The organism is Aestuariivirga sp., assembly GCF_044239095.1.
GTDB lineage: Bacteria > Pseudomonadota > Alphaproteobacteria > Rhizobiales > Aestuariivirgaceae > Aestuariivirga.
The window spans coordinates 1-12,872 of the sequence record NZ_JBIICB010000015.1; the positions used below are offsets into that span (position 1 = coordinate 1).

The 12,872-nt window shown below is 64.1% G+C and carries 10 protein-coding genes; 5 read left to right on the forward strand and 5 right to left on the reverse strand.

Annotated elements, in window-relative coordinates:
* The coding region (locus ACILRA_RS02645) for a hypothetical protein (protein ID WP_395660539.1) at window positions 1-1,083 on the reverse strand (1,083 nt) is incomplete at its 3' end.
* 134 nt (window positions 1,084-1,217) lie between these two features.
* Here ACILRA_RS02645 and ACILRA_RS02650 point away from each other — a divergent pair.
* The 3 genes from ACILRA_RS02650 to ACILRA_RS02660 are packed head-to-tail and all read left to right on the forward strand — an operon-like array spanning window position 1,218 to window position 4,400.
* Window positions 1,218-1,655 (forward strand): Lrp/AsnC family transcriptional regulator, encoded by a 438-nt coding sequence (locus ACILRA_RS02650; protein WP_395660540.1) that lies wholly within the window; start codon window positions 1,218-1,220, stop codon window positions 1,653-1,655.
* Window positions 1,656-1,683: 28 nt separating this feature from the next.
* Window positions 1,684-3,090, forward strand: a complete 1,407-nt coding sequence (locus ACILRA_RS02655) for a Do family serine endopeptidase (protein ID WP_395660541.1) — start codon at window positions 1,684-1,686, stop codon at window positions 3,088-3,090.
* A complete protein-coding gene (locus tag ACILRA_RS02660; protein ID WP_395660542.1) occupies window positions 3,090-4,400 on the forward strand; it encodes a replication-associated recombination protein A in 1,311 nt (436 codons plus the stop codon). Before ACILRA_RS02655 ends, ACILRA_RS02660 begins: the two co-directional genes overlap by 1 nt.
* 157 nt (window positions 4,401-4,557) lie before the next feature.
* On the opposite strand, the gene ACILRA_RS02665 is transcribed toward ACILRA_RS02660, so the two are convergent.
* Together ACILRA_RS02665 and uvrA are read right to left on the reverse strand one after the other, a co-directional pair.
* On the reverse strand, window positions 4,558-5,019 hold the full coding sequence (locus ACILRA_RS02665; protein WP_395660543.1) for a gamma-glutamylcyclotransferase family protein: 462 nt from the start codon (window positions 5,017-5,019) through the stop codon (window positions 4,558-4,560).
* Entirely contained in the window at window positions 5,019-7,940 is a 2,922-nt protein-coding gene (uvrA, locus tag ACILRA_RS02670) for an excinuclease ABC subunit UvrA (protein WP_395660544.1), read from the reverse strand. Before uvrA ends, ACILRA_RS02665 begins: the two co-directional genes overlap by 1 nt.
* 330 nt (window positions 7,941-8,270) lie before the next feature.
* On the opposite strand from uvrA, the gene recQ reads away from it, so the two are divergent.
* Window positions 8,271-10,088, forward strand: coding sequence for a DNA helicase RecQ (gene recQ / locus ACILRA_RS02675; RefSeq protein WP_395660545.1), 1,818 nt, complete (start codon window positions 8,271-8,273; stop codon window positions 10,086-10,088).
* A 48-nt stretch (window positions 10,089-10,136) separates the two neighbouring features.
* Complete coding sequence (locus ACILRA_RS02680) at window positions 10,137-11,489, forward strand: MATE family efflux transporter (RefSeq protein ID WP_395660546.1); 1,353 nt, start codon at window positions 10,137-10,139, stop codon at window positions 11,487-11,489.
* On the opposite strand, the gene ACILRA_RS02685 is transcribed toward ACILRA_RS02680, so the two are convergent.
* Both ACILRA_RS02685 and gcvA read right to left on the reverse strand, forming a co-directional pair.
* Window positions 11,474-11,851, reverse strand: a complete 378-nt coding sequence (locus ACILRA_RS02685) for a YkgJ family cysteine cluster protein (protein WP_395660547.1) — start codon at window positions 11,849-11,851, stop codon at window positions 11,474-11,476. The two genes, ACILRA_RS02680 and ACILRA_RS02685, sit on opposite strands and share 16 nt — an antisense overlap.
* A gap of 31 nt (window positions 11,852-11,882) precedes the next feature.
* Window positions 11,883-12,830, reverse strand: a complete 948-nt coding sequence (gene gcvA, locus ACILRA_RS02690; RefSeq protein ID WP_395660548.1) for a transcriptional regulator GcvA — start codon at window positions 12,828-12,830, stop codon at window positions 11,883-11,885.
* Window positions 12,831-12,872: the final 42 nt, after the last annotated feature.

Genomic DNA, 12,872 nt, shown 5'->3' on the forward strand with positions numbered 1-12,872 from the left:
CACGTAGTCCTCGTCCTGGAGGTCCACCGGCAGGTCGAGCTTTGCGGGCAGCACGTCCAGCGGGTCGCAGGTCGGGCCGAACACCTTCCACGGCTTGGTGGGACCCGGCAGCACCTTGCCACCGCGGATCACGCGATAGGGCGGTTGCAGTTCCGGCACCTGCATGAATTCCATGAGGCCACCGTAGACGCCGTCGTTGAGGAAGATGTCATCGCCATCCGAGCAGACGAGCTTGATGCGGGTGAGAAGCGACATGGCATTGGCCACGAGGCCGCGGCCAGGCTCACATTCGAGCTGCGGTTCCATGCCCTTGCCGAAATGCCGGGTCGCAGCCTCCGCGATGGTGGTGAAGAAATGCGCGAGGGGAGCGGGCTTGCTCAAGGGATAGCTGACCGGGAAGCCACCGCCGACATTGAGCTTGCCGACATGCACGCCGGCCGCGCGCGCAATGCGGGCGGCCGCCTCGATGTGGCGTGCGTAAACAGCCGGGTCGCGCGATTGTGAGCCGGGGTGAAAGGTCATCACCGGCACATAGCCGCGGCGCTGAATGTCCTGCAGCAGCTCGATGGCCGTGTGCTCGGGTGCGCCGAATTTGGTCGAAAAGTCATGGGCGGAGGCAGCACGGTCGCGCGGGAGCACGAAGCGGACCGCCAGTTCGACGGCATGGTCGCTGCCCACGATGGCTGCGATCTTCGCCACCTCCTCGCGCGCGTCCACGGCAAAGCGCCGGCAGCCGAACTTGTGATAGGCGTTGAAGATCTCGCGCCGCGACTTCACCGGGTTGTGGTAGTGGAAATGGGCCTGAGGGGCCACCGAATGGACCAGCGTCATTTCCTGCACCGAGGCCACATCCCAGTGTTGAAGGCCAGCCGCCGCCAGGGCGGTTGCCACCTCCTTCGAGGGGTTGGACTTGACGGCGAAGCTGACCGTTCCCGGAAAGCCGGCGGTGAACTGCGCAAGACGTGCTTGCAGCGCCTCTGCGCTGAAGCAGAACACGGCCTCTTCCGGCTGCATCAGCTGCGCCACTGACGGGGCATCGGCGTAGAAGGGTTCGGACACGACGTTGAGCGCGGGCTGAGCCATTTGGAACCTCCATCAGGGCGGGGCAAAGTTGAGGTGTTCGTATGCCGATCGACGCGGTTGGAATACACACGGCGTTATGCTGAATTGTGACGATTGAGTCGTCGGTTCGACGGCAGGAGACCCCATTCCGACGCATGGTACAGATCACGCCCAAGGATGAGGAGCTGATTGCGCTCCTGAAGGTCGACTCGCGCGAGCCCGTCGCCTCGCTGGCCCGCAAGCTCGGCCTCTCGCGCACCACGGTCCAGGACCGGCTGAAGCGGCTTGAGGAAACGGGTATCATTGCAGCCTATACCGTTCGCCTTTCCAGCGAGATGGACCAGAGCGGCCTGCGCGCCTTCGTGACGCTGGCGGTGGAACCCCGCCGCCAGATCGAGGTGGGACGGCATCTCGCCCGCTTCCCGCAGATCGAGACCCTGCACACGGTGAGCGGAAAGTTCGACCTGATCGCACAGGTGAAGACCGCCTCTTCGGAAGCCATGGACCGGCTGATCGACGGCATTGGCCAGATTCCTGGCATCACCAGGATTGAGACGTCGGTCATCTTGTCGACAAAGCTTGATCGCAGATAAGGGCGCTTTAGCCGCCCAAAGGAGCCACATGCGTTTCGCCACCACTGTCATTTCCGCCCTCATGCTGTTTCTGGCCAGCCCGCTTGCCTGGGCGGAGGAGCGGGTCGTGCCCGGCTCGACCACCGAGCTTCAGCTGTCCTTCGCACCTGTCGTGAAGCGAACGGCGCCGGCCGTCGTCAACGTCTATGCCCAGCGGGTCGCCGCCGTGGCGCAAGGCAACCGCTTTTTCGATGATCCGTTCTTCCGCCGCTTCTTCGGCGACGACGGGTCATTCGGCAGGCCGCGCGAGCGGGTGCAGAATTCGCTGGGCTCAGGCGTGATCGTCGATCCGGCTGGGCTCATCGTCACCAACAACCACGTGATTGCCAATGGTACGGACATCAAGGTGGTGCTCGCCGACAAGCGCGAGTTCGAGGCCCGGGTGCTGCTTGCGGATGAGCGCACCGACCTTGCGGTTCTCAAGATCGATGTGCCGGACGAGGACTTGCCCGCGCTGACGCTGGGTGATTCCGATGCGCTGGAAGTCGGAGACCTCGTGCTGGCCATCGGCAACCCGTTCGGCGTCGGGCAGACGGTGACGAGCGGTATCGTCTCCGCACTGGCGCGGACCAAGGTGGGGGTGAGCGACTATCAGTTCTTCATCCAGACCGATGCCGCCATCAACCCCGGCAATTCGGGCGGCGCCCTCGTCAGCATGAATGGAGAGCTGATCGGCATCAACACCGCCATCTTCTCGCGTTCTGGCGGTTCGATCGGGATTGGCTTCGCCATTCCCACCAATATGGTCAGGACGGTTGTCGCTACGGCAGAAAGTGGCAGCGACGCCATCAAGCGGCCGTGGCTTGGCGCCGAATTGCAGGATGTGACCTCCGATATTGCAACCTCGCTCGGCATGGCGAGGCCGGAAGGTGCGATGATCGTGAGCCTCCATCCGCAGAGCCCGCTTGGCGCATCCGGCCTCAAGCGCGGTGACGTCATCCTCGCCATTGAGGGCAAGCCGGTGGAGAGTGCGCAGGAGCTGGGCTACCGCGTGGCGACGACGGCGATCGGCTCAACCACCATTGTCGAATACCAGCGCAAGGGCGAGCGCCGCGAGACGCAGGTGACGATGGTGGCGGCGCCCGAGACGGTGGAGCGCGAGGAAACGTTGCTTGAAGGCCGCAACCCGCTGGCCGGAGCGGTCGCCGCAAATCTGTCGCCCGCCGTCGCGGATGAACTTGGCCTGCCGGCCAACACCGAGGGTGTCGCCATCGTCAAGCTCGAGGGCGGGCCTGCGCGGCGCTTCTTCAAGCGTGGTGACATCGTGGTTGAAATCAACGGCGTGATGATTGACAGCGTCGAGGCACTGCGGACGGTTCTGGAAAGCGATGCCCGTCTCTGGCGCATCGCCATCGACCGCGGCGGACGCATCATGAAACTTGCCGTGGGCGGGTGATGTCCAGCCTGTTCCAGGCGGCAGGTTTCGGCAAGGACGCTCCCCGCCCGCTGGCGGACCGGCTGCGCCCGCAGAAGCTCTTGGATGTCGTGGGGCAGGATCATCTGGTGGGCCCCGAGGGTGTCATCACGCGGATGCTGGCCGCAGGCCGCATCCCGTCGATCATCCTGTGGGGGCCGCCGGGCACGGGCAAGACCACCATCGCGCGCCTGCTGGCGGGAGAGACCGGGCTGGCCTTCGAGCAGATCTCGGCCATCTTCTCCGGTGTTGCCGACCTCAAGAAGGTGTTCGAGCAGGCGCGCATCAGGCGCGAGCAGGGCAGGGGCACGCTGCTGTTCGTGGATGAGATCCACCGCTTCAACAAGTCCCAGCAGGACTCGTTTCTCCCTTTCGTCGAGGATGGCACCATCATCCTCGTCGGCGCTACGACCGAGAACCCCAGCTTCGAGCTCAACGGCGCGCTTCTGTCGCGCGCGCAGGTGCTGGTGCTGAACCGGCTGGACACGGAGGCCATGCAGGCGCTGATCCGCCGTGCCGAGATGTTCGAGAGGCGGTCACTCCCCGCCGAACCCGCCGCCCGCGAGGCGATGATCGGCATGGCCGATGGCGACGGGCGCTATTTCCTCAACATGCTGGAGGAGGTCTTCGCCGCCGTGCCGGAAGGCGGGACGCCGCTCGACACGGAGACGTTGGCCCGCACCGTGCAGAAGCGCATGCCGCTTTATGACAAGGCGGCGGATGGGCACTACAATCTCATCTCCGCGCTCCACAAGTCGGTGCGTGGTTCTGACCCGGATGCTGCTTTGTATTATCTGGCCCGCATGCTGGTGGCGGGAGAGGACCCGCTCTTTATCGTCCGCCGCGTGGTGCGCATGGCGATCGAGGATGTGGGACTCGCTGACCCCGAGGCGCTGCACCAGGCGCTGGCCGCCAAGGAGACCTATGACTTCCTCGGCAGCCCCGAGGGAGAATTGGCCATCGCGCAGGCGGTGGTCTATGTGGCGAGTGCTCCGAAGTCCAACGCGCTCTACACCGCCTACAAGGCTGCGATGGAGCGGGCGAAGCAAACGGGCTCGCTGATGCCGCCCAAGATCATCCTCAACGCGCCGACCAAGCTGATGAAGCAACAGGAATACGGCACCGGCTACCGCTACGACCACGACCAGCCGGATGCCTTTTCAGGCCAGAACTATTTTCCGGATGGCATGGGCCGCGAGAAATACTACGACCCCGTCGAACGCGGCTTCGAACGCGAGGTGCGGCGGCGGCTGGACTATTGGTCGAAGCTGCGGAAGGAGCGGGGCGGATAAAATGTTTTCCCCTTCTCCCGTTGCGTAGCAATGGGAGAAGGTGCCCGAAGGGCGGATGAGGGCCTGTATCCGCGAGCCGTGCCGGTTGAAAGAGGCCCTCATCCGGCCTGTCGGCCACCTTCTCCCATCGCGTTGCGACGGGAGAAGGGGACGAGGGTCAGACAGTTGTTCCGAAGGCCCGCAGCCGCGAAACATAGTCTTCCGGCAACCCGATCTCCACCGCACCGGTGATGAGCGCCGACATGTACTCCACGCTGGGAACATGTTTCCCCGGCTCCGCGCGCGCGAGATAGGTCAGGCAATCGAGCGCCTCCCCATCCATCAGCACACGGACGGTCTTCCGGTTGTAGCGGTTCACTTGCGCGGGCTTCGCCGGATCATACCCCTCGCGCCTGTCGAGCGCTGCGAGGTCCTCGTCATGCAGCCGGTAGACCACGCCCCACACTTCCGCTTCGGGCTGCTCCACAATTCCCGCCACGCCACAATTGCGGATTGGTGAATGGCGCGGGAAACAAAGCGCATACCCTGGCAACACCGCCTTCCCGATCACCTCATGGTCCGGGCAGCGCTGGCGCATCTGGGTGCGCGACATGTTGGAGCCATAGGCGAAATAGAGCACTACTCCGCTGCCTGCTTCCTGCCTCGTCGCAGGACCTCTTTCAGGAAGTGGCCGGTGTAGCTGCGCTTCTCGCGCACAACGTCCTCGGGCGTTCCGGCGACCACGATCTCGCCGCCGCCATCACCACCCTCAGGGCCCAGATCGATGATCCAGTCAGCGGTCTTGATGACTTCGAGATTGTGCTCGATCACCACCACCGAATTGCCCTGGTCCACAAGCTCATGCAGCACCTCGAGGAGTTTCTTCACGTCGTGGAAGTGAAGGCCGGTCGTGGGTTCGTCCAGAAGATAGAGCGTCCGCCCCGTTGCGCGGCGGGAGAGTTCCTTGGCGAGCTTCACGCGCTGCGCCTCGCCGCCCGACAGCGTGGTCGCCTGCTGGCCGACCTTGATGTAGCCCAGCCCCACGCGCTCCAGCGTTTCCATCTTGTCGCGCACGGATGGCACGGCGCGGAAGAATTCGGCGGCTTCCGTCACAGTCATGTCGAGGACATCGGCAATCGACTTGTCCTTGAATCGGATCTCCAGTGTCTCGCGGTTGTAGCGGTGGCCGTGGCAGGCATCGCAGGTCACATAGACGTCCGGCAGGAAGTGCATCTCGATCTTGATGACGCCGTCGCCCTGGCAGGTTTCGCAGCGCCCGCCCTTCACGTTGAAGGAGAAGCGCCCCGGCTCATAGCCGCGCGCCTTGGCCTCCGGCAGGCCTGCGAACCAGTCGCGGATGGGCGTGAAGGCGCCGGTATAGGTGGCGGGGTTGGAGCGCGGTGTGCGGCCGATGGGGCTCTGGTCGATGTCGATGATCTTGTCGAGCAGTTCCAGGCCCTCGATGCGATCATGCTCGGCGGGGGCTTCACGCGTGCCCATGAGCTTGCGGGCGGCGGCCTTGTAGACCGTGTCGATCAGCAGCGTGGACTTGCCGCCGCCGGAGACACCCGTGACGCAGGTGAAGACGCCTAAGGGAATTTCCGCCGAGACGTTCTTGAGGTTGTTGGCGCGGGCACCCTTGACGCGGATGGAGCGGTTCTTCTCCCACTTGCGACGGATGCCGGGCAGCGGCACGGCGAGCTGGCCGGTGAGATATTGGCCGGTGAGCGACTTGGGGTTCGCCATCACCTCCGCAGGCGTTCCCTGCGCGATGATTTCGCCGCCGTGGACGCCAGCACCTGGGCCGATATCGACCACATAATCCGCAAGCCGGATCGCGTCCTCGTCATGCTCAACCACGATCACCGTGTTGCCGAGGTCGCGCAGGTGGACGAGGGTTTCGAGGAGCCGCGCATTGTCGCGCTGGTGAAGGCCGATCGACGGCTCGTCCAGCACATAGAGCACGCCGGTGAGGCCGGAGCCGATCTGCGATGCCAGACGGATGCGCTGGCTCTCACCACCCGACAGCGTGCCGGACGTGCGTGACAGGTTGAGGTAATCGAGCCCCACATCCACGAGGAATTTCAGCCGGTCGCGGATTTCCTTCAGGATGCGCGCCGCGATCTCCTGGTCCTTCGGCTTCAGCTTGGCCAGCAGGGTCACGAACCACTCATTGGCCTCGCGGATCGACATGGCGGAAATCTCGCCAATGTGCTTGCGGTCCACCTTCACGGCCAGCGCCTGCGGCTTGAGGCGGAAGCCGTTGCACTCGGAGCAGGGATGGTCCGACTGGTATTTGGATAGCTCCTCCCGCATCCACTCGGAATCCGTCTCGCGCCAGCGCCGCTCGATGTTGCCGATCACGCCCTCGAAGGGCTTCTTGGTCTTGTAGGCGCGGATGCCATCATCATAGGTGATGGTGACCTCGTCCTCGCCCGTGCCGAACAGGATCGCCTCGCGCGCCTTCTTCGGAATGTCCTTCCACGGCGTATTCATCGACACCTTGTAGTGCTTGGCCAGCGCCTCGAGCGTCTGGTTGTAATAGGGCGATGTGTTGCCGGTGCGCGCCCAGGGCAGGATTGCGCCTTCCTTCATGGAGAGCGATGAATCTGGCACCACCAGCTCTGGCTCGAAGTGCAACTCGGTGCCGAGACCATCGCATTTGGGGCAGGCGCCAAAGGGGTTGTTGAAGGAGAACAGCCGTGGCTCGATCTCATCGATGGTGAAGCCCGAGACGGGGCAGGCGAAGCGCTCGGAGAACAGCAGCCGCTCATGCGTGTCGTTCTTCGACTTGTTGGCGCCTTCCTCCGTGGTCTCGGAGGCCTTCAGCGGCTTGTCGGCGAATTCGGCAACTGCCAGCCCATCGGCCAGCTTCAGCGCCGTCTCGAAGCTGTCGGCAAGGCGCGTGGCGAGGTCCGGCTTCACCACCAGGCGGTCCACCACCACGTCCACGTCATGCTTGAACTTCTTGTCGAGGGCCGGAACGCTGTCGATCTCGTGGAACTGGCCATCGACCTTCACACGGGTGAAGCCCTTCTTCTGAAGCTCGGCAAGTTCCTTGCGATACTCTCCCTTGCGGCCACGCACGATGGGGGCGAGCAGATAGAGCCTCGTGCCCTCGTCGAGCGCCAGCACGCGGTCCACCATCTGGGTGACGGTCTGGCTTTCGATGGGAAGGCCGGTGGCGGGCGAATAGGCCACGCCGATGCGCGCGAAGAGCAGGCGCATGTAGTCATAGATCTCGGTGACGGTGCCGACCGTGGAGCGCGGGTTGCGGCTCGTCGTCTTCTGCTCGATGGAGATGGCGGGGGAGAGACCGTCGATCTGGTCCACGTCCGGCTTCTGCATCATCTCAAGGAACTGCCGCGCATAGGCCGAGAGCGACTCGACATAGCGCCGCTGGCCCTCGGCATAGATCGTGTCGAAGGCGAGCGAGGACTTGCCGGAGCCTGACAGCCCCGTGAAGACGATCAGCTTATCCCGCGGAAGTTCAAGCGACACATTCTTCAGGTTGTGCTCACGCGCCCCCTGGATGGACAGGACTTTCTTGTGCTCTGACATGGATTCTCGACTAGATCAAAATGAGAACATCCGCAAGGATGGACCGAACTTGTGACGGAGATACGCGCGCGGGTCGCTGGCAGTTTCCTGTTATCCACATCCGTCGCAGGAAAGGTTGACGCTCGGAAACCATAAGCTCCACCCGAATCGCCGTTCAGTGTCTAGATCACGGAGCAGGGCGCGTCCCATCTCTTTCCCCTCCCCCTTGTGGGGAGGGGCAGGGGTGGGGGCCGCTCTGAAGGCTGACAAAGTGTTTGAGTCCAAATTGCCGACACCACCCCGACCCCCACCCCGGCCCTCCCCACAAGGGGGAGGGAGAAGATCAGCAGCGTGACCCCGCACGACATCCTCCGCAAGACATTCGGCTACGAGAGCTTCCGGCCTGGCCAGGAAGGGATCGTCAGCACCTTGCTCGAAGGCCGGAATGTGCTGGCTGTCATGCCCACGGGTTCCGGCAAGTCGCTGTGCTATCAGGTGCCGGCCCTCGCGCGGGGCGGGCTCGCCATTGTCGTCTCGCCGCTCGTGGCGCTGATGCAGGACCAGGTGGCGGCGCTGAAGCTGGCAGGCGTTGCGGCGGAGACGATCAACTCGGCGGCCACCCGCGAGGACAATGTTGCGATCTGGCGCAAAGTGGCGTCTGGCGAGACGAGGCTCCTCTATCTCTCGCCCGAGCGGCTGATGACGGAGCGGATGATTGCGGCCCTGTCGCGGTTGGAGGTGACCCTCATCGCCATCGACGAGGCGCATTGTATTTCGCAATGGGGGGCATCCTTCCGGCCCGAATATGACATGCTGCAGACATTGCGGCAGTCCTTCCCCGGCGTGCCCATCGGTGCCTTCACGGCGACGGCGGATGAAGCGACACGGCGTGACATCGTGGGCAAGATCTTCGGCGGGGAGGCTGAGGTCTATGTCGCCGGCTTCGACCGGCCCAACATCCACCTCGCCGTGGCGCCCAAGGACAATGCCAAGCAGCAGCTGCTTGATTTCCTCGATGGGCGGAAGGGGCAGTCCGGCATCGTCTATGCGCTGTCGCGGAAATCGACGGAGGAACTTGCGGCCTTCCTCGTCTCGAAGGGCCGCCGCGCCATTGCTTACCACGCGGGCATGAGTGCGGAGGACCGGGCTGAGGCGCAGAGCCTGTTCATGACGGAGAAGGGCATCATCGTCTGCGCCACCATCGCCTTCGGCATGGGCATCGACAAGCCGGACGTGCGCTTCGTCTTCCATGCCGACCTGCCATCCTCGCTCGATGCTTACTATCAGGAGATCGGCCGTGCGGGGCGCGATGGCAACCCGGCGGATGCCCGCATGGTCTATGGCTTGGGCGACATCCAGATGCGCCGCCGCTTCATCGACCAGGAGGAGGGCGGCGACGAGCGGCGCAGGAGGGAGCACAAGCGCCTCGATGCGCTGGTGGCCTATTGCGAGGCGCCGGAGTGCCGCCGCCAGAACCTGCTCTATTATTTCGGCGAGGAGTCAGAGCCCTGCGGAAACTGTGATGTCTGCCTCGATCCCGTCCACCTTGTCGATGGAACGGCGGAGGCGAAATGGGTGATCGAAGCCGTGAAGACCACCGGCCAGCGCTTCGGGGCTGCGCACATCGCGGATGTTCTGGCGGGTAAACCCAATGACAAGGCCGAGGCGCTGCACCACACGGAGCTTGCCGTCTTCGGCATTGGCAAGGCGCATGGCCGCCAGCACTGGCAATCGATGATCCGGCAGATGATGGGCGGTGGTTATCTCGCGATCGATGTGGCGGGCTATGGCGGGTTGTCGCTCTCGCCCAAGGCCATCGCACTCGCCAGGGGCGAGGGCTCTTTCCGCTGCCGGGAGACCGCCGCCAAGCCCACGAAGAAGGCCGAGCGGGCGCGCAGGATCATTGCGGCGGTTGAAACCGAGGGTGTGTCAGACGAGCTCCTCCAGCGCCTCAAGTCACTGCGCGCGAAGCTGGCGCGGGAGCGCGGCGTGCCCGCCTATGTGATCTTCACCGACCGCACGCTGATCGACATGGCCGCCAAGCGCCCGCTCACCCGCTGGGATTTCGGCGAGGTGCATGGCGTAGGCGAATCGAAGCTGCAGCAATTCGCCGAGATCTTCCTAGCCGAGATCCGGGCCCATTTGCAGGAAGCGCGCGGAGTTGCCTGAAGCGGGCGCGGCGGGCTAATCCCTGAGCCCGCAACAAGGACTGCCAATTTGAAACCTTCCCGCCTGCTCGAGACCAAGGCGCTGCTCGTCATCGCCATGCCGCTGATTTTTGCCTATCTGGCGGATGTGCTGATGATTGTTACCGCCAAGATGGTGGTGGGCCGGCTCGGCGCGATGGAGCTCGCCGCGGCGGGGATCTCCACCGATCTCTCCTACCAGATGTGCATCGTGCTGATGGGCTTCTTCTCGGTGGTGGGCGTGCTGGTGTCCGAGGCGCTGGGTGCCCTCAAGCGCGAGCGTGCGGTGCCGGATTTGATCCGGGGCCTGGTGCTGGCGGGGCTTCTCGGCGTTGCCGCAACCGTCGTTGTCCTCAATCTTGGCGCCGTGCTGCGGTTTGCCGGGCAGGATCCGGAGGTAATTCGCATGGCCGAGCCCTATTACCGGGCCTTTGCCTTCGCCATGCTGCCCATCATCTGGTTCGGCGTGCTGAGGAGTTTCGTGGCGGCATTGATGAAGACGGGCTTTGTGCTTGCCATCACCGTCATCACCGTGGTGCTGAACTATGTTCTCATGCAGGGGCTGGTGCATGGCAGCTTTGGCCTGCCGAGGCTTGGCATCGAGGGTGCAGGCATCGCCTGGGCTGTGTCCATGTGGTTCAAGTTCCTGTGCCTTGCGGTCTACACGCTTTGGCTTGTGCGCAAGCAGCGGCTGCCGCTGCATCCGGGCAGTATCGGGGGGATTGGCGCCTTTGGCCCGCTGGTGCGGCTTGGCCTGCCGGTTGCCGGCATCGTGGCGCTCGAGTCCGGGCTTTTTGCGGCAACCGCACTTCTCTCCGGCATCATGGGCGCAGTCGAGCTCGCCTCATATCAGATCGTGATGGGCTGGATTGCCATTCCCTTCGTCATCTCGCTCGGCATTTCGGAGGCGGCCATGGTGCGCGTTGCCTATTTCGCCGGCGCCAGGAACCAGGCGGCGGCGCGGCAGGCGGGCAATCTGGGCATGTTGATCGGTGTAGCCGTGCCGCTGGTGCTTGTGATGATCCCCGTGCTGATGCCGGAATTGCTGACCCGGATCTTCCTCGATCCTGCCGACCCGCAATATGCGCCGATCGCGGCGCTGACCGCCGTGCTGCTGGTGATCGCCGCGGTGTTCCAGGTGTTCGACGGGCTGCAGGTGATCGCGTCCCATGTGCTGCGAGGCCTCAAGGATGCCGCTGTGCCGCTGGTTATTGCCGGTATCGGTTACTGGCTGGTTGGCCTCGGCAGTGGCTATGTGCTGGGCTTCACGCTGGGCTGGGGGGCGCCAGGCCTGTGGTGGGGCCTCGCAACAGGCCTCGTCTTCACGGCCACCCTGCTGGCATGGCGCTTCGAACTCCTGGCGAAGCGTCAGTTGCCGGAGTGATCGGTGGTCGAGATGTAGGTCTCGTCCTCCTGGCCTGAACGCTCGAAGGACAGGAAATCATAGTATCCGCAGCGGCCCTCACCCGGGAATATCCGGCAGGTCGATGGTCTGGCGAGGTAGATGCCGCAGCGCCGCTCCTTCGTGTCGAAGAACTGGCAGATCTTGCCGAAATGCGGGTCGGCCTTCCGCCGCATGATCCGCTTGTAGCCATGGGCTGACTTGAAATACTTCTTCTCAGCCTGCTTCAGCGGCAAATCGAAGTGCTTGGCGATGCGCTCCGCGTCACGGTCCTTCACCTCAATCACCGGGTAGGAGCAGCAATAGCCGGGGCATTTCAGGCAATCGTATTTCTTGGCGGGCATGAGTCTCGATTCCGGTGAAGCTCGCAAGAGGCTAGGACGAGACAGGCCTTGCCGCAACGGCTGCGGGCTTTTGTCCGGTCAGCTGTGCAAATTTCCTGTTGGTATCCGCGATCTCGCCCATCAGCCATTCACGGAAGGCACGCACCGGCGGCGTCTCCTTCTGGCCCTTGCCGCGCACGATCCAGTAATGCCAGTGGTCCTTCATGTCGAAGCCGAAGGGCCGGACCAGCCAGCCGTCAAGCAGGGAATCGGTCGCCAGCACCTGGTCGGCGAGGGCGAAACCCTGGCCCGCCTCGGCGGCCTCAATGGCGAGGTGGTTCTGGAACACGGTGCCGCGCCAGTCCTCCACGCCCGAGACGCCTGCGGCTGCGAGCCAGTCGGCCCACCACTGCTTTCGCGATTCATGGAGAAGGTTGAAGTCGGCGAGGTCCGGAGGCTTGAGCGCGTCGCGGCCGGTGAGCAGCTTTGGTGCGCAGACGGGGAAGATCATGGCATCCGTCAGCTTCGCCGCCTCGACATCGCCCCAGGTACCGGCGCCATAGCGGATGCCGACGTCGGCCTCGCCGGAGCGGAAGTCCGCCAGCCTGCTGGTCGGGTCGATGGCGAGTTCGATATCCGGGTGGAGTTCGTTGAACCGCCCGAGCCGCGGCACCAGCCAGCGTGAGGCGATTGAGGGTTCGACCGTCACCTTCAACTGCCGCACGTCGCCAACCGCTGCAGCCTCGCGCGTGGCATCTGCCAACTCATCGAAGAGGGGGGTCAGGCGCAGGGCGTAGCGTCTTCCGGCTTCCGTCAGCTCCACGCCGCGGCCCGTGCGGCGGAAGAGTTCCGTTCCCAGCCATTCCTCAAGGTCACGCACATGACGGCTGACGGCGGCGTGGGTCACGAACAGCTCTGCCGCGGCATCGGTGAAGCTTTCGAGCCGGGCGGCGGCCTCGAAGGCCTTGAGCGCATTCAGCGATGGAAGGCGTCGTCCCATAGGTCACATGTAACTTTTTGTTACAGGCAGTGTAGATTAATG

Coding starts and splice junctions, on each gene's coding strand:
- ACILRA_RS02650 (WP_395660540.1), top strand. CDS start 1,218: ATGGTACAGATCACGCCCAAGGATGAGGAGCTGATTGCGCTCCTGAAG.
- ACILRA_RS02655 (WP_395660541.1), top strand. CDS start 1,684: ATGCGTTTCGCCACCACTGTCATTTCCGCCCTCATGCTGTTTCTGGCC.
- ACILRA_RS02660 (WP_395660542.1), top strand. CDS start 3,090: ATGTCCAGCCTGTTCCAGGCGGCAGGTTTCGGCAAGGACGCTCCCCGC.
- uvrA (WP_395660544.1), bottom strand. CDS start 7,940: ATGTCAGAGCACAAGAAAGTCCTGTCCATCCAGGGGGCGCGTGAGCAC.
- ACILRA_RS02685 (WP_395660547.1), bottom strand. CDS start 11,851: ATGCCCGCCAAGAAATACGATTGCCTGAAATGCCCCGGCTATTGCTGC.
- gcvA (WP_395660548.1), bottom strand. CDS start 12,830: ATGGGACGACGCCTTCCATCGCTGAATGCGCTCAAGGCCTTCGAGGCC.